General features: G+C 56.0%; 19 protein-coding genes. 12 read left to right on the top strand and 7 right to left on the bottom strand.

Features of this window, described 5'->3' with window-relative positions; genetic code table 11:
- The first annotated feature begins 3 nt into the window (after window positions 1–3).
- From H8K04_17995 to H8K04_17980, 4 genes are read left to right on the top strand one after another with little or no spacing between them, the layout of a single operon-like run.
- A complete protein-coding gene (locus H8K04_17995; protein UVT15671.1) occupies window positions 4–789 on the top strand; it encodes a response regulator in 786 nt (261 codons plus the stop codon).
- 11 nt (window positions 790–800) lie between these two features.
- A complete protein-coding gene (locus H8K04_17990) occupies window positions 801–2,984 on the top strand; it encodes a hypothetical protein (protein UVT15670.1) in 2,184 nt (727 codons plus the stop codon).
- The gene (locus H8K04_17985; protein ID UVT15669.1) at window positions 2,968–4,095 is read left to right on the top strand and encodes a PD40 domain-containing protein; all 1,128 of its coding nucleotides are present in this window, start codon (window positions 2,968–2,970) and stop codon (window positions 4,093–4,095) included. Before H8K04_17990 ends, H8K04_17985 begins: the two co-directional genes overlap by 17 nt.
- Before the next feature lie 6 nt (window positions 4,096–4,101).
- On the top strand, window positions 4,102–5,259 hold the full coding sequence (locus H8K04_17980) for a phosphatase PAP2 family protein (GenBank protein ID UVT15668.1): 1,158 nt from the start codon (window positions 4,102–4,104) through the stop codon (window positions 5,257–5,259).
- Between the two features lie 67 nt (window positions 5,260–5,326).
- Here H8K04_17980 and H8K04_17975 read toward each other — a convergent pair whose 3' ends face one another.
- From H8K04_17975 to H8K04_17960, 4 genes are all read right to left on the bottom strand, one after another.
- Entirely contained in the window at window positions 5,327–7,087 is a 1,761-nt protein-coding gene (locus H8K04_17975; protein UVT15667.1) for a glycosyltransferase family 39 protein, read from the bottom strand.
- A gap of 63 nt (window positions 7,088–7,150) precedes the next feature.
- A complete protein-coding gene (locus tag H8K04_17970) occupies window positions 7,151–7,441 on the bottom strand; it encodes a lipid-A-disaccharide synthase N-terminal domain-containing protein (GenBank protein ID UVT15666.1) in 291 nt (96 codons plus the stop codon).
- A 73-nt stretch (window positions 7,442–7,514) separates the two neighbouring features.
- Window positions 7,515–8,249, bottom strand: a complete 735-nt coding sequence (locus tag H8K04_17965) for a glycosyltransferase family 2 protein (GenBank protein ID UVT15665.1) — start codon at window positions 8,247–8,249, stop codon at window positions 7,515–7,517.
- Between the two features lie 122 nt (window positions 8,250–8,371).
- The gene (locus H8K04_17960) at window positions 8,372–8,935 is read right to left on the bottom strand and encodes a hypothetical protein (protein UVT15664.1); all 564 of its coding nucleotides are present in this window, start codon (window positions 8,933–8,935) and stop codon (window positions 8,372–8,374) included.
- Between the two features lie 141 nt (window positions 8,936–9,076).
- On the opposite strand from H8K04_17960, the gene H8K04_17955 reads away from it, so the two are divergent.
- A complete protein-coding gene (locus H8K04_17955; protein UVT15663.1) occupies window positions 9,077–10,516 on the top strand; it encodes an SAM-dependent methyltransferase in 1,440 nt (479 codons plus the stop codon).
- Window positions 10,517–10,575: 59 nt separating this feature from the next.
- On the opposite strand, the gene H8K04_17950 is transcribed toward H8K04_17955, so the two are convergent.
- The 3 genes from H8K04_17950 to H8K04_17940 all read right to left on the bottom strand — a co-directional run bounded on the left by H8K04_17950 (window position 10,576) and on the right by H8K04_17940 (window position 12,722).
- Complete coding sequence (locus H8K04_17950) at window positions 10,576–10,995, bottom strand: SRPBCC family protein (protein ID UVT15662.1); 420 nt, start codon at window positions 10,993–10,995, stop codon at window positions 10,576–10,578.
- 254 nt (window positions 10,996–11,249) lie between these two features.
- Window positions 11,250–12,278, bottom strand: a complete 1,029-nt coding sequence (locus H8K04_17945; protein UVT15661.1) for a hypothetical protein — start codon at window positions 12,276–12,278, stop codon at window positions 11,250–11,252.
- A 129-nt stretch (window positions 12,279–12,407) separates the two neighbouring features.
- Window positions 12,408–12,722 (bottom strand): HPF/RaiA family ribosome-associated protein, encoded by a 315-nt coding sequence (locus tag H8K04_17940; protein ID UVT15660.1) that lies wholly within the window; start codon window positions 12,720–12,722, stop codon window positions 12,408–12,410.
- A 436-nt stretch (window positions 12,723–13,158) separates the two neighbouring features.
- On the opposite strand from H8K04_17940, the gene H8K04_17935 reads away from it, so the two are divergent.
- From H8K04_17935 to H8K04_17905, 7 genes are all read left to right on the top strand, one after another.
- Complete coding sequence (locus H8K04_17935) at window positions 13,159–13,395, top strand: hypothetical protein (protein ID UVT15659.1); 237 nt, start codon at window positions 13,159–13,161, stop codon at window positions 13,393–13,395.
- A gap of 293 nt (window positions 13,396–13,688) precedes the next feature.
- Complete coding sequence (locus H8K04_17930) at window positions 13,689–15,338, top strand: AsmA family protein (GenBank protein ID UVT15658.1); 1,650 nt, start codon at window positions 13,689–13,691, stop codon at window positions 15,336–15,338.
- 15 nt (window positions 15,339–15,353) lie between these two features.
- Window positions 15,354–16,157 carry a mechanosensitive ion channel family protein gene (locus tag H8K04_17925; GenBank protein UVT15657.1) on the top strand — a complete coding sequence of 268 codons (804 nt, stop codon included), beginning with the start codon at window positions 15,354–15,356 and terminating at the stop codon, window positions 16,155–16,157.
- Between the two features lie 320 nt (window positions 16,158–16,477).
- Window positions 16,478–17,581 (top strand): DUF481 domain-containing protein, encoded by a 1,104-nt coding sequence (locus H8K04_17920; protein ID UVT15656.1) that lies wholly within the window; start codon window positions 16,478–16,480, stop codon window positions 17,579–17,581.
- Window positions 17,582–17,856: 275 nt separating this feature from the next.
- Entirely contained in the window at window positions 17,857–18,276 is a 420-nt protein-coding gene (gene mscL, locus H8K04_17915) for a large-conductance mechanosensitive channel protein MscL (protein ID UVT15655.1), read from the top strand.
- 71 nt (window positions 18,277–18,347) lie between these two features.
- Window positions 18,348–19,370 carry an OmpA family protein gene (locus H8K04_17910; GenBank protein ID UVT15654.1) on the top strand — a complete coding sequence of 341 codons (1,023 nt, stop codon included), beginning with the start codon at window positions 18,348–18,350 and terminating at the stop codon, window positions 19,368–19,370.
- 204 nt (window positions 19,371–19,574) lie between these two features.
- Window positions 19,575–21,680 (top strand): hypothetical protein, encoded by a 2,106-nt coding sequence (locus tag H8K04_17905; protein UVT15653.1) that lies wholly within the window; start codon window positions 19,575–19,577, stop codon window positions 21,678–21,680.
- The last annotated feature ends 3 nt before the right edge of the window (window positions 21,681–21,683 follow it).

The following is a 21,683-nucleotide window of genomic DNA, read 5'->3' as shown; positions in this document are numbered from 1 at the left end:
GCGATGAACAAACTCTTGATCGTGGACGACGATCAAATGAACTGCGATTTGTTGCAGAACGTGTTCACCCGCCTAGGGTACCGAGTCATCTCGACAACCAGCGGACGAGAAGGCCTTGGTCTATTTCGCGCCCATCGTCCGAGGGTCACCCTCCTGGACCTGCGGATGCCGGAGATGGACGGATTGACTATTTTGAAGGAAATCCGGGCAATCGACCCCCATGCGCCGGTGATTATCCTGGGGGGCGGCGCGACGGAAGTCCAAGAGAATCAAGCGAGAGCCCTGCGGGCTACCGATTTTATAAGGAAAGGGTTGTCACTGGACGTTCTTGTCGAAGCCGTCAATCGAATCGCACAGCTTCCTCCACAATCGACCAGCGCGCCACTCCAGCATGATAACGGAAGCGTGATTCAGCAGATCGATGAGTCGATCTTGGTGGTAGACGACGAACCGCTCGTGTGTGATCTGCTTGTCCGGTTCCTAAGCCTGCGCGGCTATCGAGCACTCGGTGTCAAGGATGGGCATGATGCTCTGCGGATGGTAGAAGATATGCCGCCGGATGCGATCCTGCTCGACATGATCATGCCCGGACTGCCGGGAATCGATGTGCTCCGTGCTCTGCGTGAGAAAGACTACTCGGGTGGCATCATCATTATGACCGGCAGCCAGAACGAAGAGTTGCTCCAAGAAGCCTGGAAGCTAGGTCCCCAGGAGATTCTTCTGAAGCCGGTCGATCTCGAACGCCTCCTGACCGCGATCCAGCTTGTACTCGTCTGCCGCGAGTGTTAAAAAGTTTCCTGATGTCTATCGGGAAACTGGCCGTTCGATCTTGCCTCATTAGTCTTCTGTTGATTTCCGTCGTCTCAGTTCGGGACGCTTCGGCCCTGCCATCCAACGAGGATGTCGCACTCGTTCACCACGATCTCTCGGTCCAGATCACCCCCGCTGCTCATGAGTTGGCCGCGAGTGATCGGATCGAACTCGAGGTTGATCCGCGTGTAACGTTCGTCACATTCACGCTGGCTCATACGCTGACCATCGAGTCGATTGCGATGGGAATGTCGGGCGACGTCGTTCCGTTCACGAGGAAACAACTCCATGGGACTTCCGCCCAGCATGTCAGTGTGACGCTTCCCAAGGACCATAGCCGGAAGCTGACATTGGTCTGGACGTATCGAGGCCAGATCAATGATCCGCCGAAGGAGCCGCGTCACTTGCGGTTTGTCACACCCAGCGAAACCGCGGGACATATCGGCTTGGAGGGCGTGTACTTGAGCGGTGAAAGCCAATGGTACCCCGATGTCACCGGCTTACTCAGTACGTATCGGGTGACGACTCGGATCCCCCAGGACTGGAGCGTGGTCGCGTCGGGACGGAAGGTCGCGGAAACGACGAACGCAGGCATGGTCTCCTCGACGTGGGTCGTCCAAGATCAAACTGAAGCGTTCACGTTCGTCGCCAATAAGTTCGTGGTCAAATCCCGGGAATGGAACGGTCCGGTCGGGCAGCGGGTGGAACTCTTGACCTATTTCTTTCCCGACAATGCCGGCTTGGCGGATGAGTATCTCGAGGCGACGGCAAAATACCTCGACGCGTATGTCCGGATACTCGGTGACTATCCTTTCGAGAAATTTGCGGTGGTTGAAAATTTTTTCCCGAGCGGGCTTGGTATGCCGTCGTTCACCCTCCTCGGCAGCGGCAGCATCAAGCGGCACTACGTACAACCCTATGCGTTGGGCCATGAGATCGTCCATTCCTGGATCGGGAATTCGGTGTTCAATCGCGATGATCACGGCAACTGGGTTGAGGGATTGACGACCTACCTGGCCAATTACTACTGGCACGAGTTGGTTCAGGATCCCACGCAGGCGTTTGAGCAAAGACGAATGATGCTGCAAGGGTACAATCTCTACGTGAAACCGGACGAGGATTATGCCGTGGCGCAGTTCCTCAGAAAACACGACGAGAAAGACAACGCCATCGGATATCAGAAATCGGCCTTCGTGTTTCACCTCCTTCGGGGAGAGATCGGGGATGGGCCGTTCTGGCGAGCTGTGAAGACCTTCACCGGCCGATATCGCAATCGCCCGGCTGATTGGAGCGGACTCGAGGAGGTCTTTTCTCAGGAAAGCGGCCGAGACTTGCGCTGGTTTTTCGAACAATGGGTCGAGCAACCCGGTGCCCCGGCACTCTCTTTGGGAGATGTCCATGCCCAACGTGTGAAGGGTGATGGTGAAAAAGAAGCTTGGAAGCTGACCGTCCGAATTCAACAGACTGGAAAGCCTTTCCGGATGGCGATTCCCATCCGCATCGTGACGAAGGACGCAGTCGAACTCAGGTCGGTCACACTGAGTCCTTCGCAGACGAGCGCCGCCGAGTTCGTCCTTCCGGATCAGCCTCTACGGGTGGAACTCGACCCACAGTTGATGACCTTTCGCCGGTTGGCGCGGAGCCAACTGCCGCCGATGCTGAACGGCTACGTAACCGACCCGCACAAGACAGTGATACGGGCGTTTTCCGACCCGTCCTCTCCGTTGCAGCAAGTCGTGTCCCGCATCGCGGATCGAGAACTGCCGGAATCGAAAAGAGCGAAGGTCCTGTCCATGAAAGAGAATGCTCTTCCGCGTGAAGGGTCGGTCCTCGTGCTGGTTGAGGGGGATCAGTCTCAAACAGCTCAATCGGTCGTGCAGGAATCCTGCGGCGACCGGGTAGCCCTCAAGGATGCCGGTTTCCGGATCGATGGCCAGGCCTATGACGGACCAACAATGGCAGTGCTGTTTTCCTGTCCTCGGGTGAATGTGCCGGGTAGCGTCATCACGGTCATGTATGGTGCCACATCCGGCGCAGTCGAAAAAGTTGCGAGACTCTTGTTTTATTATGGCTGGCACAGCTATGTGATTTTCCAGGATGGAACCGTGACGAAACGAGAGGTGTGGCCCGGTGAATCGGACGTGAAGGAGGTCAGGATTGAAACGACGTCATAAGGCTGGAACAATTTGGGTCTGGAGTCTTTGTGTACTGGTCGGCATTCCCGCCTATGGGCAGACGGCTGATCAAGAGAAGACAGCCTCGGTTTCATCACGGTCCGTAGAACGCCACCTGGCCAACATTCGTCAGCTTACATTCGGACGTCAGAACGCCGAAGCCTATTTCTCCTTCAGCGGCACCAAATTGATCTTTCAATCGACAAACAATTGGCCGAAGAATTCGCAAGCGGCCACCTCGAAGCCGGCCGATACCGGGCTGGGATGCTATCAAATGTATGTGATGGATCTGGAAACCGAAGCTGTGCAGCTGGTCAGTACCGGTGCGGGGGCGACGACATGCGGGTATTTTTTCCCCGGTGACGGGCGGGTGCTTTATTCGTCCACTCATGCCGCCGGCCCCGGTTGTCCTCCGAAGCCGAAACGGGACGGAGCGTATCGCTGGGCGCTCGATGACTACGATATCTATGCCGTCGGTCTTGACGGACAGCAGACACAGAGACTGACATCGTCTCCGGGATATGACGCGGAGGCTACCATCGCGCCCAATGGGAAAACCATCGTGTGGACGTCGGTGAAGGACGGGGATCTCGATCTCTATGCCATGAATCTCGACGGTACGGATGTTCGACGTCTTACGGATGACGTCGGCTACGACGGCGGGGCATTTTTTTCACCCGACAGCACACGAATCGTCTATCGAGCGGCTCATCCAACCGACCCAATGGAAACGGCGAAGTATCAGGACCTGTTGGCGCAACGGCTGGTTGAACCCGGTCAGCTTGAAATTTTTGTCATGAATGCCGATGGGTCAGGAAAAAAGCAGGTGACGTCGACCGGCGCCTCGAACTTCTCTCCTTATTTTCACCCGGACGGCAGACGCATCATCTTTTCTTCCAACATAGAGACGAGAGGGAATGGAGGCCGGCCCAGTTTCCATCTCTATCTGGTGCGTGACGACGGAACCGGGCTGGAACGTCTGACCACGGACGGTCACTTCAATAGCTTTCCCATGTTTTCACCGGACGGAAAACGCCTTGTGTGGGTATCCGATCGCAATGCGAAAGCACCGGGCGAGTTCAACGTGTTCCTGGCCGACTGGGTTCCTTGAGGCGCGGTGATCGGCGATGAGCGAGTCGTGACCGGCTCCGGGGATTTCAAAGTCCTCGTTCCAGATCGCATTCCGATGAACGTGCTGTCTCAACCATCCTGGAAAACCGCTTCATCGCTCGCTGCATTCGGTTGCGCAGGTGCGGCACTGATCATCAGTTTCCTCGGCTTGGCTCAGTTTGATCTGCCTATCATCCGCTATGTGCGATCGGTGACGATTCATCTCCCCTGGGATCAACTCACTGTTCCGTGGATGGCCTTCACCAGTAATACGGGAGACTGGATCGGCCAAGGATGGCATCTGGCGGCCATGAGCATCATGCTCCTCGCCGCCGCATGGGCCTTCGAAAAACCCACCATCAAGATAGCCGCCGTCCAGTCGCTGATCGCCCATGGGATCGCGGCCGTACTGGCGAACGGGATCAAGCATCTCATCGGGAGGCCTCGACCGAAGTTCGTCCATTCGGGCGATTGGCAGATGACCTTTTCATGGACATCGGGGCTCGACTCCTTTCCGTCGGGGCACAGCACGGCCAGTTTCGCGGTTGCGACGGTTCTGGCCAAACGATTTCCCCTCTTCGGGCCGTTGTGTATCGCGGCGGCGGCTTTCGTGGCCCTCAGTCGTGTTCTTCGCGGATCACATTTTCCGACCGATGTCGTCGGAGGGGCGATATTGGGCGTCCTCAGCGGGTTCCTTGCCGCTGCCCCGTGGCAGCAGTGGCGCACCTCACTGCAAGATGGGCTACGGCATGCGGCGATTGGAACCTCAACTCTATTTGCCCTACTCTGGGCGTTATCCCACCGAATGGACGATGGAATCGTCGGTGTTCTATTCGTCGTTCTGGGTGCAGTCGCAATCGTCGGTGGCTTGTGGCTCAGGCGAACCTATTGGTTCGGCGGGAAAGCATCGGTAACAAATCGGCACATGAATACCTCCACGCTGATTATGGCATATGGCCTGGCCGCGATGACGACGTCGCCGCTTGTGCTTTCGTCTGTGGGATTCTCCTGCCTCGCGTCCTGGTTCCATGCAAGAAACCGTTTCCATGAGTCCGGCGAGAAATCGCCTGGCTGGTCGGTGATGCGGGAAGGCGCCCTGCTGGGAGGGCTGGCCCTTGCCGTTCTGATTCTCGTTGATGCCCGCGGAGTCCTGCCTTTTCAGTGACTGCTGCCGAGAAAGCGATCAGGAGGTTTCTACTCTCTCATCTGAGCGATGACGCCCTCGTCAGAGGCTAGTGACCGAGAGTTTTTGGCGGGGTCGGCGAAACTGTATCTGCGCCCTGGGGAACGGTGACCATCTGTTGATTGCCCAACAACACATAGCCATAACGTTTCAGAATCGGCTGAAAATTTGCTGCCTCTTTCGGCAAGGCGTCTTGAAACGATTCCGGCAGCAGGATCATCGTACGACCCTCTTTGCTCAAGGCCGTGCGTAGCCGGGCGGTTTCGCCGGATGGGATGAAGATCACCGGCCGCCTTGCGTAGAAGGCGATGGAGGGCCTCGTTGTGCCGAACGTGACGAGCTGGTCGGTTGGATTCAGGTTGAGTCCTGCCGCATAGGCCAACTCTTGCGGCGGAGCGATGGCATATCGATTGAGACCGGGCACAACCGCCAGGATAGCGAGTAGAAAGACACTCGCAAGCGCGCCTCCGGCAACCCCAAAGGCCAAGCCGCGTCTGTCGTCGTTCAGTCCGAAATATCCGATCAGTCCCATGGCCACCACAACGATGGCTGCGCCGATATAAGGACCGATACCCAAATCGAATTGAGCGGCGAGAGGAAACTCTTTAATCATCTTCCCGGAGAATGTGTGGAACAAGGACGGGGCGCTTGCCAACGCGAGGGCGACCAGATAGCCGATCCCCATCATGAAGTGGATCGACCCGCGGAGTCCTTTTGTGGAAGGTTCCTTCAAGCCTTGAGCCCAATACAATGCAGCCAGAAGCGCGCAGGCCGGAAACAATGGGCCGATATAGTGGGGCAGACGGGTGGATGAGAGACTAAAGAAGATGAACACTCCGACAATCCACAGTGCCGAGAACCATTCCAATTCGTTGCCGGACCCTAGTGGTTCCCTCGCTTCAGGGGAATCGTCCTTGTGGTTTCCAGTCGAACGGGATTCCCGCCAGCTCCCATACGCGCGATAAAACGCGGCAGGCAGAAAAGCGCTCCAAGGGTAAAAGCCGAGCAACAAAACGGGAAAATAGAACCACCATCCTCCTCCGTGCCCTTCCATCGGACTGAGAAATCGTCCCACCGTGTGGACCTTTGCCTGAGAGGAGTAGGCATCTCCATGGATGAGGAACATGGCGGCGTACCACGGACCGGCCAAGACGACGAACAGCAAGGTGCCGAGGATGGGCGCGCCTCTTTGCCAAAAGAGCAACCATTGCCGCGTCGCGGCGAGGTAGAGCAGGGCCGTGATCAGGGGTACGGCGAATCCCACCGGTCCTTTCGTCAAGGTTGCAAAAGCCATCCCGGCATAAAAGCCCCAGATCCAATGACGTCCAGCGCCTGATTCGTGGAGGCCGAGCCAAAAGCCGTAGAGCGCCATGGTCGTAAAGAAGATCAAAACGCTATCGGTGATCGCCATGCGTCCAAGCGCCAGCATTTCGATGTTCAGCAGCAACATCAACGCGCCGAACAGACCGACGGTTGGGCCGCGCAGCCGGGAGAGAAATAGATAGTGCATCAGGATCAACGCCACCCCAAACAGGGCCGATGGCGCGCGTGCGGCAAACTCGTTCACGCCGAACAGATGGTAGGACACCGTCATCAGCCAGTACACGAAGACCGGTTTGGCGACGCGCAACTCGCCATTGAAGGTCGGGGTGATCAGATCACCCGAGGCAAACATTTCACGGCCGGCTTCCGCATTGCGGCCTTCGTCTCGATCCGTCAGGCCCATACTGCCGAGGCCGATAAAAAAGAGCAGCCCCGACAGGAGCAGAAGCAGCAGCAGCTGTACTGATTGAGAAGGGGTACGATCCATGGAGACGTGGTCGCTATCCGTGAACGACGGAACGGGTCCGCCTGCGGCTGGTGGCCCGGTTTCTCATGTCTGAGGCCCGGACTGGTTCTTGGTTTGATCCGCGCGGTAAATCAGGGCCAGGTTGCGCAGATACACAACCGCCCCAAGCCCTTGTCCGGAAATAAACACAGGGTCCATTCGATAGATCGCATAGGCAAGCGTGATCAGTCCTCCAATGAGACTCATATACCAAAAGGAAATGGGCACGCGGCTTTCCGAGCTTCGCTCGGACGCGATCCACTGCACCAACCAACGGCCAAAAAAGAGCCCTTGGCCGAGGAAACCGATACCGAGCCAGATTGTTTCAGTCGTCATGAGGTGTTGGAACGGCAGCCATCATCGTCGTTTCTGACCGCAAAGGCGTTCGGTTCGGTCGTGGTGGCTCACATCACTTGTCACGAAATTTGTAGAGCAACACGCGGTCCTGCATCCATCGCACCGCGATCAGATCATACAGCGACTTGATCAGACGGTTGCCCATGCCGTACTTGGATACCCCATGGAGGCGCGGATAGTGCCTGACCGGCACCTCCGTCACCGTGAATCCATGCATCAAGGCAAGCGCAGGAAAGAACCGGTGCATCCCTTCAAAGAGCCGGATCCGCTCCAAGACAGGCCGTCGGAAGATCTTGAGCGGACAGCCAGTGTCGTGCATGCCGTCATGGGTAAAGATATTCCGCACCCGATTCGCAATCTTGGACGAGAGTTTCTTCACCATGCCGTCTTGCCGCTGTTGCCTCCACCCACACACCACGTCATGCGATGCCGTATAAGGGAGGAGTTTCAAGATGTCTTCGCTGTCTTGCTGGAGATCGCCGTCGATCTGGATGATGATTTCCCCGGACGATTGGTGAAAACCGGCTTCCAGCGCGCAGGTTTTGCCATAATTTCGGTCGAAGTGGAACACCCGCACATTGGAATGTTCGCGCGCCAACCGGTCCAGCTCGTCGCTGCTGCCGTCGCTGCTGCCGTCGTCCACGAAGAGGATCTCGTAAGGGCGGGAGCGCGACAATTCATGAGAATCCATGACTTTTAGGAGACCGGTGATGAGGGGAGACAGGTTGTCTCGTTCATCCTTGATCGGGATGATCACTGAGGCCCAAAGGCGGGATGGCGGCGTCATAATCCACAAAAACTCCAAGAACGACCGGAGAGTCGGTTATTCAGGCGCGCATTCTAACGGAAGGTCAAAGGGAGGGTCAAACATGGGAGTGCGATCGGCCTGACGCATGAGAATCGGTCCAACTACCCACCGGATACCACGACGGTGAACCGCATCATGCCCATTAAACTGGTTTCGTTGACTTGCTCGCCCGTATGGATCTCTACTTTGTATCGGCCAGGTTTCCAACCTCCCTCCGGGGGCGACAATTTGAGATAGCCGCTGTCATCCTCCAAGGCGATGCGCATGGCGTCCTCGCTGACGATCGTGTCCGGTGCGACATCGGCCACCGCTTCGGGCGTGCAACGGCCGAACACGGTGAAAGACTGATAATGCTGATGCAGAGAGAACACAATAAAAACGGCCGGCACATTGGGGACAAACTGTTCAGTCGCTTTGATCGGCACGATTTCGTGGGTCCGGCGCCAGCTCAGCTGCTCTTCAAATCCTTCTGCCATGGTAATCGAGCGAAACATGCCCTGTGGGGGTGCGTCGAAATCATACGCTTTCACGTCTTGTGAGCGGTTTTGAAACTCGGAGATCGGGGTGTTTCCGGTCAGAGGCAGGTCTTCAGCCACAGCGGCTTGGTACCACAGCAGGCACCCTGCGATCACAATTCCGCCAAGACGGAAGCCCTTGTTCCTCATGACTGTCTGCTACACCTCTTGAGGCAATGCTGTCAATCGGCCATCGGGCGAGTTGCCCATTGCGGCGTTTTCAAGTCATCTGTTAGGATTTCGCCCACTGTACAACTCATTCATCAGACCAATCGCCGGGAACCGTGTAATATGTTGCAAGATGCCGACGCCCTTCCACAGCTGATCGGGGACTTTAAGCCGCTCGATCAATGGCAGACCCATCTCAACCAGCTCTTCTACGGGCTGCGCGGGGACAAGCTCCGATCCTATTATCAGACCTTCGCGTCAGCGGACTTCCGTCTGGCGCATGCGCTGGCGGCCGATTACTACGAGCGCGTCGTAACGCGCGACGAAGCGGAGAATCGTCAACCGTCCTCTGTCGGTAGGGTGACAGAGGACTCAAGACGCTTGACCGTCCTGGAACTGGGACCCGGGAACGGGAATCTGGCTGCGTGCTTTCTCACTCATCTCAAGGCCCTCGATGAACAAGGCACGATCTATCCACGTGTGCGGTATGTCATGGTCGATTGGCAACAAACGGTGTTGGATGGGGCTCTGGCCCATCCTGACCTGACAGCCCATCGGGATCACGTCGACACCTATCGTGGGTCGAGTGAAGATGTGGCGGGAATAGGTGATGGAACCGTCGACCGCATCATCTGCAATGAGCTGTGGAACGATTTGCCGACGAAATTGTTGGCAAAACACGGCGGTGAGGTGGAGGAAGAGTTTATCCGTCCCAACCTCAGCGAGTCATTGCATGCCCGGATTCAGGATTGGTCGACCTTCGTGCGGGCTTTTCAGGACCAGGATCTCGAAGCGCTCAAGGCCCTTCCTCCGTTCCTCGATGGATTGGTCTGGGAAAAAGAGTATCGCAAAATCGAATGGAAAGACGTTCCCTATCGGAAGATCATTGTGGAATTTCTGCAGTCCATCGATCAAGACGTCCTGGTGCCCGTGAATGTCGGGGCATTCGCAACCCTGAAGGAGGCCAAGCGGATCCTGGCTCCGGGCGCCATCGGGTTCAGCGCGTTCGATGCGGGCACGGCCGACATGAACGTCTTGAACGATCCGGAAAAACCTTGCTATGGCCAGTTCGGTGGCCAATACAGCTTCATGATCAACTTCGCGTTGATCGAGGCCGTGGCCAAGCATGTGGGGATGAAGCAAACGACATTCGAACCGCAGCGTGAATTCGTGGGGCGATCGTTGAATACCAACGTGATCACACTGATGGATCTGCTGGCGACCCATCCCTCCGCGGGACCGAAACTACAACCCTGGGAGCAAGATCGGCTCGTGCTGAAGACGATACGGGCGTTGAATGACACATTTGAGAGTCCCTATCGTCGACGGCTCGAATTTCCGTTGGGGACCAACATTCCGCCTGAAGAACGGGACACGTTGGGCGCGATCTTGCGCGCACTCAAAGACAATGGTATTCCCGACACTGTGGCCTATCTGACGGAAGAAGAACTGCGCGATGCACAAACGGATTTGGAAGAAATCGGCTACGACCGACACACGATGAGGATGGCCTTAAGCGCCCCTTCGGGTCCCATCGAGTACCAGCACTTTGCCTGCCGGTAATGTGAGACCCCATTGTCCGTCTCCTGTCTCACCGAAGCGCGAATATGAAATAGCTGATGTCATGCAGCGTAGGCCTCGACCTTGCCACCCGTTCCTTCGCACAAGTTCCTGATTGATGCTAATGCATTCTCCAAACCTTCATGTATTGAGGGATCGTAGTCCCGGTTCGGCTCGAACGTTAGATGAACAGTGACTGTGGCAGTCGTATCGTTCCCCTTCACTTCTAACCAACCGCTATACTGATCGTCGCTGTCAGAGCCCCATTCCATTCGTTTACGGATGTAGTCCACATGGTACATGCCGTCTGAAGCATATTGACGCCCTCTCGCCTCGCCCTGCACACGGACATGCTCGCTGCCTTGTCTGATGACGTTTCTGACGGTGGGCAAGTAAAGAGGAAAATTCCTCACGTCAGAGGCAAACTCGAATACCTTTTGTGCGCGACAATTGATGGTCGCTGTGTGCTCATATTCACCCATAGGTCCTCCTGTGTAATGCCGACCGGTGGACGCCGCCGCTGCTCATCAGCATATCGAGTCCTTGACTCCAGCATCACTCGGGAGAGCCCTTGCTCTCTCATATGCACCTGCCTTCGGTTCTCGGTTCACGACAAACCAAGGAGGTTGCCGGTGGCATGACGAGAGGTGATTGGATGCGATCAAACATAGTCGGCGGTCGAGGAGCTACCCCGACATCGTCATCGGGACAAGGGCGAGAAGCAGACCGATTGTGGTCAGCCCGTCGGCGTGAGCGGAGCAAGCAGCAGGGAACTTAAAGGGCTGGCAAGCAGCGGAGCGAGCATGAGGCCAAATTGAGGGAAGTGGTCCTGCAGGGACAGAAACAGCCCATGATCTTTGAGCCATTGCTCCGGTTCCGGCACCGCTTGTTTGGAGGGGCTTTCTTGCAGCAGAGCCTGTGCCCGCTTTGCCAGGAGAAGCGCAGCGGGGAGATACGTTGAAACCAACATCAAGGTAAAGGTGACGCCCCAAAACAGCGTGATGGCCAAGGCTGCGCCCAGCACCGCTTCGTGAGCTTCCTTCCCGGACATCAATGCCGCCGGCCACCGCAGCCAAGCTCCCATGTGTAACACCCCGGCGACGAGAATCGCCGAAGCCGCCGTCAGCACCTCCTTCAACCGTTTCATCTGCGACGCGCAAAATTCAGGATTGAGCTGCTTGCCCGTGCGTGGCGGCGCGAGTGTGCTGCAAGCAGCGAGCAAAGCCACCACCGGTACCACCATGGCTTGCACGTTCACGGTAGACACAACTGCCATAATATAGCGCAGGAGGTCCTCGCTGATCCGGTGGGGCCCGGCCTGGCGCAGGTTGTCGTAGCTAAAGCTGAAGACGGCTCGATAGAGCGCATGTCTCTCATCGAGCGCCCAGATAAAGACCACTCCGATCGAGGCAAAGACGATCCCGATGCCCGTGATTACGAGCAGTCGGGGTCGCGGATGAGACTGGTAGATGATGAGCCCACACAGGATCAGGGCATAGACCCCGGCCACCAGCGCCACGACCACGGTGGTCAGCCAGATATACCGGGATTTGACCTCCACGAGAAAATGGGTGGGATTGAACACCTGCTCCGAGGGCGCTGCGGTGGGGTGCATGAGCCCACTCGTGAGATTGTGGAAATTATCCACCGTGATGTTGGAGCTGAATTCAAACAGACTCGTCGAGAGCAGGAGAATGCACACCGGGGGGATGATAAGGAGCAGGAAGCCATAGTCGGAGGAACGTGTGGCGGTCGAGGGCGTCATGGCAGTCAGGCTGAAACGATGCGAATCTGATGAGGCAAGCGCACGGCGCGCATCCTAGCACAATCGTTCCAATGGGACGAGGTAAGACTCCCGGTCCACCATGGAAAAAAGAAGAGTCCTTGAGGGGGGTTATCGATCTTTGAGCCGCCCAAGCGTGCTCTCGATCGACCGTTCGAGTTTGTCCGCAGCTCCGCTGAGGGCCAGCTCGACAGTCGATGCCTGATGGCTCACGGCGATGGGCTGGTGACCGGCCAGTCTGGCTTCAAGCACACACCGGATGTCATCACCCTTGGTTTTGTGGCTGTTGGTGTCGCTGAGATGCGTCTCGACGCGGGTAATCCGATCACGAAATCGGCCTACCGCGCCCTCAATGCTGGTGTGGGCCAAGGCAACGATCGCTTCTCGCCCTCTGAGGTTATTGTCCGTATTGACTTGAATCTGCATGGGGTCACCTCCCTCACGTGATCACCGTTCAGATCGAACCTAATCACCAGGCATAATCAAAGTCAACCGCACTGCGGCTTTCCATCGCTCATCTCCGGTCGTCAAGTCCGGCAGTTCGGATGTGATAATTACGTGACGACTCTGTCGACATGAATTCTATGCCTGCTGCAAAAAGTCTTACGAAGGTGCTGTCTTGATTCCGGCTTGCGCTCGGATTCCCTTTCTGGCGCCAATCGCCTGTTCATTGTCCAATCAGCCAGACATTCTCGCTGGACACGTGTTCCGTCCTGCCACAATTCGAACAAGCAATACAGTTTGTAAATCAAACGAATCAATGCATTAGGACACATTGTCTGAACACATGAGAACGGCACGATAGCTGCTGTGCGTGTTGGCAGTCATTGTTCGCGCTCACTTGATCACACAGGAGGGATTCATGAGAGGGATGTGCAGTGTGGCTGTAGGAATGGTGGCGTTGTTGGCCGTCACTGGAATCGTAAGCGCTCCCGAGAGCTTTGCGGATTCCCACAGGGTGGATATCATCGAGACACTGAAAGGGACGGCGACGCAATCGGACAGTAATCCTCAAGGACAACAGGGGAGAGTAGATGTCATCCAAAGTAGCGGGTCCGGAGGCACGCAGTACGCCTACGCCAAGCCGGTGAACCACTGAGAATTGAGCCGATTCGAGACTGAGGAGGACTCGTTGTCCTCCTCAGTCAAAAGGCAGTCAATGCATACATTCGCCTCTGCATTCTCTTCCACCAGACTCGCCAGGTAAAATCGACAGCGCCGGAGCAGTCCTCCTGGCAACCTTTCCGCAGGCCCGCAACCGTTTCATCAGCCGAAGCGACTTCCTAAACAGTCGATACTCTGGGATGTTATGCGATCGTTGTCTATGTTGCTGATCGTTTGACTCACACGATATCCGTTTATATACTCAATTTTTACCTGGAGGCGATCAAGATGAAAATCCTGATAGGCTTGCTCGTCCTAGTCGTTCTCCTCGTCGGCGTTGTGCTCGCGCTTCCCTTCCTCATCGATCTCAACAAGTATCAAGATCAATATAAGCCCCTCATCGAGGATGCCCTCAATCGTAAAGTTCAGTTGCAAGACATCCGCTTGACGGTCTGGCCGAGGATCGGCGCGCGCGTGGCCGGCTTTGCAGTGCTGGATGACCCATCCTTCGGCTCAGGCCCCTTTGCGTCACTTTCCTCGTTGGATGTGGGTGTGAAATTGATGCCGTTGCTGAGCGGCAAGGTCGAGGTGGAAGAAATCACGCTTCGCGATCCCGACATCACGGTGATCAAGAACAAGAAAGGTGTCCTAAACGCGTCGACGATTGGCCGCAAGGGGGTGGGGGTCCCTGAAACGCCCTCTCGTGCCCCGATTCCTTCGACCGAGGGCCCCCTTAAAGTACTGGCACTCTTGGCCGTTGACCGAGTCTCAATCGACGGCGGGAAATTGACGTATCGCGATCTGTCCGCCGCCAAACCGACTGAGTATGTGTTGCAGGATATGGAGTTGCTTCTTCGTGACGTTCGGCTCGGCCAAACGCCGACCTTGCACTTCCTCTCACTCGTGCAGCCGTTCAACATACCGGTGAAACTCGATGGTACGTTCGGACCGCTGAAAGAGACGATGGATATTGACGCAATCAATTTTCAGCTCGGTGTAGGGAAGACGGACTTCACGATTACGGGCAAAGCCGCCGGGAATGACGCCAACATCAATATCACTTCGCCGGTGATCAATACGGCGAACCTTCCGGTGGCGCTCCCGCTCAAAAAGCCGGTCGACGTGAAGAATTTTCAGATCGCGGCGGAAGTGAGAGGACAGGAAGCTAAGCTGAATGCCCTGTCGTTCCAATTATTCGACGGTCAGATCAAAGGGCAGGGCAAACTGATCGCCGGGTCCGATGCGCCGCCTTTCAAGGGTGGCGTCACGGTTCAAGGAGTACAACTTGGCCCGGCGTTCACTGCTGTCGCGGAGACACCGATCTCCGTCAGCGGGACGGCCGGCGCCGATCTTTCGTTGCAAGGCCAAGGGTTCTCCATGCCGGATCTGACAAAGGCCTTGGAAGGAACCGGTCACATGGCGGTGAAGGATGGGAAGATTGAGGGGGTGAATCTGCTTCAGGAGGCAGTCTCCGCTCTTAAGGTTGTCGGCATCTCACTCGGCGATCCTAAAGCAACAGCGTTTTCGACGATCGAAACGGATCTTGCCATCAAGCACGGGATCATCAACGTAAAGCGTCTCCTAATGGACAGTCATGATTTTCAGGCGACCGGCGGCGGGACCATCGGATTCGACCAGCGGTTGAATCTGCTCGTGAATCTCAACCTGTCTCAGGAGGTGAGTCAGAAGCTCGCCGGAGTGTCACCCGTCATCAAGCTCGCGTTGAAAGACGGCCGATTGAGCCTGCCGCTCGCGATTACCGGCACCGCGCAAGCACCGTCGTATGGAGTTGACCTCAAAGGCGTCACCGGGAAAGTGCAGGAGCAGGTGAAGAAGAAGGTGGAAGAAACTGTCGGTGGGCTGCTCAAGGGCACCACCAAACCCGAGGACTTGAAGAAAGAGGGACAAGAGCTGCTCAAGGGAATTTTCGGCCGTTAACGAAAGCTGACTTCTATGAATGTCGTAGATACGCTCACGCAGTATGCCGTGCAGTACGGGTTGCAGGCCGCGGTTGCGCTCGGGATCTTCATCGCCGGTGTCATGGTGTCTCGCTGGGCCGGGAATTTGGCACAGCGAGCGCTCGAGAGGCAGACCCTTGATCCGCCGGTGCGTCTGCTCCTCGTTCGCATCGTCAAGATCGTGGTGCTGCTCTTTACCGCCATGATTGCCCTTCAGACGCTCGGTGTGCCCATCGCCCCGCTAATTGCCGGCGTCGGAGTCGCCGGCGTAGGGATCGGGTTGGCCTTGCAGGGGGTGCTGAGCAACGTAATGGCCGGGCTCTCGATTATCTTCAGCAAGCCTTATAAGGTCGGCGAACATATTTCGTTGCTCGGGGTCCACGGCGACGTCGTAGTGATCGACGTCTTCACAACGACACTGATGCACGCGGACCGCTCCCGCGTGATCATTCCCAACAGAAAAATCGTCGGAGAGATCCTGCACAACTTTGGAACCATCCGTCAGATGCGGTTGACCATTCCCGTATCGGCGAATGCGAATCTCGATGAAGCCCTGGCTCAAGTTCGGGATGTTCTCAATCGGCATCCATCGGTCATGAAAGACCCGGTTCCTTCGGTAGGAGTGTCGTCTCTCGGGGAGTCATCCCTGGCCGTGGTGATCGCCGTAGAGCCGTGGACGGCTGTGGCGGATTACAGTTCGACTCAGGGAGAGCTGAACAAGTTAATCCTTGAACGATTCCAGGGACGAGGGATTGCGCTACCTGCTGCGAGTCTTACCGTCCACTTAGTGAACGGATAAGAGCGGTCGAGAAGAAACCCACGGTGTGGATGTGAGCGACGTGAAGTCTCGGCGATCGCTCTTCTGAGTTATTGCCGGCGTCAAGGTGCGCCTCCATCTCGAGCCTGAATGGAAATTATGCAATAAGAGGTACGCGAATTCGGATATGCCTACCAGTGTTATAACCACTCGTCTGTAAGAATCCCTACGCTTGAGAATCTCCGGAAGATCCGAAGCGGCGAGTGCTGCCCGCGGCATCCATCTGCTGCGGTGTCATGGCAAACACGGTATAGCCCTAAGATTGACAGCTCTGTGGGGACGTTAGTGACGAAGGAGGATACATGAAGCAGTCGGTTCTGTTTACCGTAATGATACTTCTCTTCATGATGGGGAACGTCGCTTCCGCTGCCGATCAGTCCGCCTCAGCACCTCCGGATTCAGCTCCGGCGCTGGACGTCGTGACCTTGAAAGACGGCAGTGTGATTTATGGCGAAGTGATAGAGATGACGGGCGGGATACTTCAGATCAAAAACTCCATGGTGAGCGACATCATCAAGGTGAAGTGGGAAGCGGTCAGTAAACTGGCCGTCTCTCATCCCATTCCTTTTCATTTGAAGGAAGGATCCGTTCTGGTCGGAACCGTCGAAGAGAGCGACCCTGGAATGATGAAACTTAAAGGAGGGCCCACAGTAAGCACGATGACGGTACCGATGGATACGGTGACTCAAGTAAACCCTATGGTCCAACCTCCGGTCATTTACACCGGCAGTTTGAATGCCGGGTACTCACAAGCCACAGGAAATAGCCAACTCCGGAACATCAGCGTGCTGGGCGATCTTGTGGCTCGAAGCGAGCAGCTTCGGTTGACATTGCTGGGCCGCTACGTCTATGGCGACAATGCCGGCAGCCTGATCACTCGGAATGCTCGAGGGACGATCAAGCTCGACTTCTTTATCACTAAACGGTTTTTCTGGTATACGTCGGCCTATTTTGAGAACGACCGATTACAAAACTTGAAGTTGAGAACGGCGATCTCCAGCGGTGCGGGGTATCAATGGATTGAGCGCGGAGACTACAACGGCATTTTCAAAGACATGACCTTGTACACTGAAGCGGGTCCGTCATATTTCAATGAAGACTTTCGTGACCCGTTTCCGGATAAGGCAAGTTTTCGTGGGCGCGTGGCCATGAAATTGGATTGGCCCCTGTTCGACGGCCGTGTCACGCTCTATCACTACAACGAAATTTTCCCGTCTCTCCAAACCTTCTCGGATTTCTACTACACGATGGATAACGGGTTTCGCTTGAAGATTCTGGGGAGTCTGGCGAGCGGATTCCAGGTGACCACGCGTTTCAATAATCGGCCGCCTGCCGGCACCGGCGATACGGACAATTTGTACCTGCTCACGCTCGGCTATGCCTTCGATACGACGCGTAAACGATAGCTTGAGGATACAGCAAGAGATCCAGAGTCGCTTTCGCAACGTGTAAGGTCTCAACGCATCAACGGACAAGAGCGGCCAAGGCAACTCAAGACAGGTGGGTGAGAAAGATTACGCCTCGACCGTTTCTTCCGTGCAGCCTCACCGGACGAGATTTTCAGTATCCGTCGAGCCAATCGTTCTGCTTGCCTTGAAACTTTCACCGCAAAGGTCGAGAATTGAGAGTCTGAGGCTATTTACGGTGTCGCACTGATCGGCTTTCTCAAAGGAGGAGCAGCATGCTGAAAGAGTTCAAAGAGTTTGCCATGAAGGGCAACGTCCTGGACATGGCGATCGGTGTCATCATCGGTGGAGCGTTCGGCAAGATCGTGTCGTCACTCGTCAGCGACGTCCTCATGCCCCCGATGGGACTGCTGATGGGGAAAGTTGATTTTTCCAGTCTCTTCATCGATCTGTCTCGAACCTCACCTCCATCCTTAGCCGCCGCAAAAGCCGCCGGAGCTCCGACGCTCAATTACGGAGTCTTTCTCCAAAGCGTGTTCGACTTCATCATTATCGCTTTTGTCATTTTCATCCTGGTCAAGCAGGTGAACCGGTTTAGGCAAGAGGCGCCGCCGCCACCGCCTGCTCCACCCGCGCCGACCAACGAAGAGAAATTGTTGATGGAGATCCGTGATCTGTTGAAAACCCGGCAGTAGCGTGACAGCGATACACGGAGCGTCAAGGTTGCGTGGTGTATGTCACGTGCTTGGAAGGTAAGGAGATCATCATGGGAACACTTAAGACGGCAATAGGTATGGCGATCGTGGTCGCCTTGATGGGTTGTTCATCATTTCTGAAGCAGCACCCCGATGCGTATATCAAGCAGCCGACCGTGTGTATCGACCGATGGTACGGCTATCACCAGGGCAAAGGGTGCCCCTCCACGGCGAAAGCGGTGACTCCCGATCCATCTCAAGAGCTAGCTGCCCGTCTGGCGGCACTGGAGCAAGATCGCGAACGATTGTCCCGCGAGTTGGAGGCTGCGCGCAGACAAAACGGAGCGTTGAGTAGCCGTGTCAGCGACTTGGAACGGCAGCTCGCTGAGCGTGATCGAGAAATTGCCGCCTTGCGTTCCAGCGCGGGCGATTCTGCGAATCTTTCCAGTCAACTGTCGGCAGCGCAAATGGAGAGGGATGGCCTCGCGACGGAACTGGCCGCCTCCCGTCAGCACAGTGGCGACAAGGACAGGCTTGCCGCAGAACTCGCAGCCGCCAACCAGCGTATTGCTGATCTGGAAAGCCGGCTCGCCGATCGTGACAAGGAACTCGCCGGTCTGCGGGGCGACTTGTCCGCTGAAACGGCCAAGTTGCAAGAGGCGCAGCGTGGGCTGATCCGGGCTCTCCGTCCCGAGATCGCCAAGGGTAATATTGCGATCGATTTAAACAGCGAGCGTCTTCTGATCAACTTGGCTTCCGGTTATCTCTTCGACTCAGGCGAAGATCAACTTAAGCCTGCCGGAGCCGATGCGTTGCAACGAGTGGGCGGCGTCCTGAAAGACTTTCCGGAAAAGCAGGTCCATGTGGCCGGCTATACCGACAATGTTCCGATCAAGAGTGCCTTAAAGAAAAAATATCCGACGAATAAGGAGCTATCGGACGCTCGTGCTGAGAGCGCCGCCCAGGCTTTACGTGGCGGGGGGCTCACCAGCAACCTGTCGGCTGCTGGTCATGGAGAAAGCAATCCGGTTGCGAGCAACAAGACGGCTGACGGTCGATCCAAAAATCGCCGGGTTGAGGTCATCGTCAAGTAATCGAGAAAAGTGTGTCCACTTCCCGTTGGTTGAAGGGGCTCTCCTGTGGGAGAGCCCCTTTGTCATTCAGCTCTCCAACTTCCGACATTTGTTATCGCCCCGAATGTACCTTCTGGAATTTGGGACACGATCGGTTGACATCATCCATCGACCAGAGTAGTTTCCGGAAATCAACACATCCGCATTTCCTTCTGGGCCACCAACATGGCCAATACAAGCGTTCAGGGCCGCGTCTTCTACGCCGGAACGGATAAGGGGATCAAAGGCCTCGCGATTGTCGCGGTGGATTTCGATCCGCTTTTTTCCGAGGAGATCCTCAATAAAGACTCCAAGCCTGTCTTCAGCGACGACGATGGATTTTTCAGCATTGCGTACACTCCTGACCGATACCGGGCCTGGGTGCTCGACAGAAATCCCGACATCGTCGTGAGGATCTATGGGCCTGGGTTGCGATTGTTGCATCAAACCGCCGAACACGACGACGTAACCGACAGCACGCTCACTCTCACCACGATCAACATCCATCGGGTCAATATCGAAGGCTGGCTCGTGACCAACGCGACGCTCGACCCCACTAATCCCAATCTTCGTGCCGATGGGACTCCCATCACCTGGACCACCGGCAACGAGGTGGTCATTTTGAAAGACGGGGAGAAATTGTTTCCTTTGCTGACCGATGACATCAATAAAGCCGGCACGTCTATCCATTTCATGAATATGAATTTTTGGCTGGGGAAGAATTTGATCACTAAATTCGTTCCAGACCCGCCGCCCGAGAATGTGCCGGTCAATGGGTTGAGGGTGCATGAAATCCTCAAGACCAAAGCCGCCACGCTCGCGTCCATCAACATTCTTGTTCAGGATGTTCCCCTGTTCGGCAGAATCTTCGGCGCCGACACCGACGGCTTGGTGGAGGATTTCTTCAAGACCAGCAACGCCGGCGTCCGTTCGTTCCCCATTTTTCTTTCGCCCCTCAACCTACCGTCCTTCATGCATGCTAAGGCGGTCATCCTCGACGGAACAAAAGCCTTTGTATTGGGCTCTACCATGTCGCAATCATACTTCGGGGCTTCTGACCACATGATTCAAGACCGTCGCCATCGAGGTTCCTTGATTCATGACATCAGTGTGAAAGTGGAAGGGCCGGCCGTTGAGCATATCGACCGTACATTCACGACCATATGGAATGCGGCGGACTCATCAGCATCTGCGCTCTCTCCCGCTACGGGACAGGCCACGGCAGCCCAACCGGGCATCGGTGTTCAGGTCATTCGTACCCTCCCGGGCGGAACATTTACGACTTCACACACGGGCGGTCCTGCGCTTCCCCATGGAGAAACCGGCGCGCTGGAGGCTTACCAACGCGCCATTGCTCAGGCCAAAAACTTTGTCTATCTCGAAGACCAGTATTTTACCGCGCCGGAGATTTTCGACGCCTTGCTCGAGCGAATGCGGATGCCGGAAGCGGCCAAGTTGGAAGTCATTCTCGTCATGAACGCCAAACCGGATGTTTCAGGTTATCCGGAAAAGCAAATCCAATTGATCAAGCAGTTCCGCTCCGATCTCGTCAAAGCATTGGGAGAGCCGCTGGTCAAGAAGCGCCTGGGCCTCTTCACCATCTGGAGTTGTCAAGAAACTGCTCCGAAATACGAGATCATGCCCATCTATGTTCACAGCAAAGTGGCGATTGTTGATGATGTGTGGGCGACGGTAGGTAGCGCTAACTTGGACGGCGCGTCCCTGAACCAGATTCAGCTGTCCACTATCGTGGAAGAGAAGCTGGCCGATCAGATCGAGGAAGGGAAATGGTGGAAGAAACTGATGATGGGCATCGTCATCTGGCTGTTAAGTCCGCTCGTCATCGCTATCGTCGCAGCCGTCAAGATTGGAACAGCACGGCCGACACAACATGCCAATCCTGGCCAGGCAAGGCAGCCGACTCGCTCGACGGAGTTGAACGTGGTGATATGCGAGAAGCAGCCTGATTCGGCGGTTCCCAACCAGACCGTCACCGCGTTTCGCGAATCACTCTGGAGCGAACATCTTGGCCTCACGTCACTGCCTCCGACTCCAGGGTCCGGCTGGATTGAGTTCTGGAATCAGCGCGCTGAAGACAAATCGAAGAATCTTCAGCTCGAACCATCGAAACCGGCCACCCAACGGACGAAACATCCGGCCAAGATTCTGGCCTGGCAGCCGGAAAAGGAGTCCGAGCCCTATCTCCGCGCGCTGGGTGTGAAGACGAATGATCTCAAGATACGTTCTGCGGCCGATAAGTTCGACTTCGCAACCGGGACGTGGGAGCCGTAGGTG

This window comes from Nitrospira sp. (assembly GCA_024760525.1).
Classification (GTDB): domain Bacteria; phylum Nitrospirota; class Nitrospiria; order Nitrospirales; family Nitrospiraceae; genus Nitrospira_D.
Note: the sequence above shows the minus strand (reverse complement) of the source record. Positions and strands in the feature narration are given on the sequence as shown.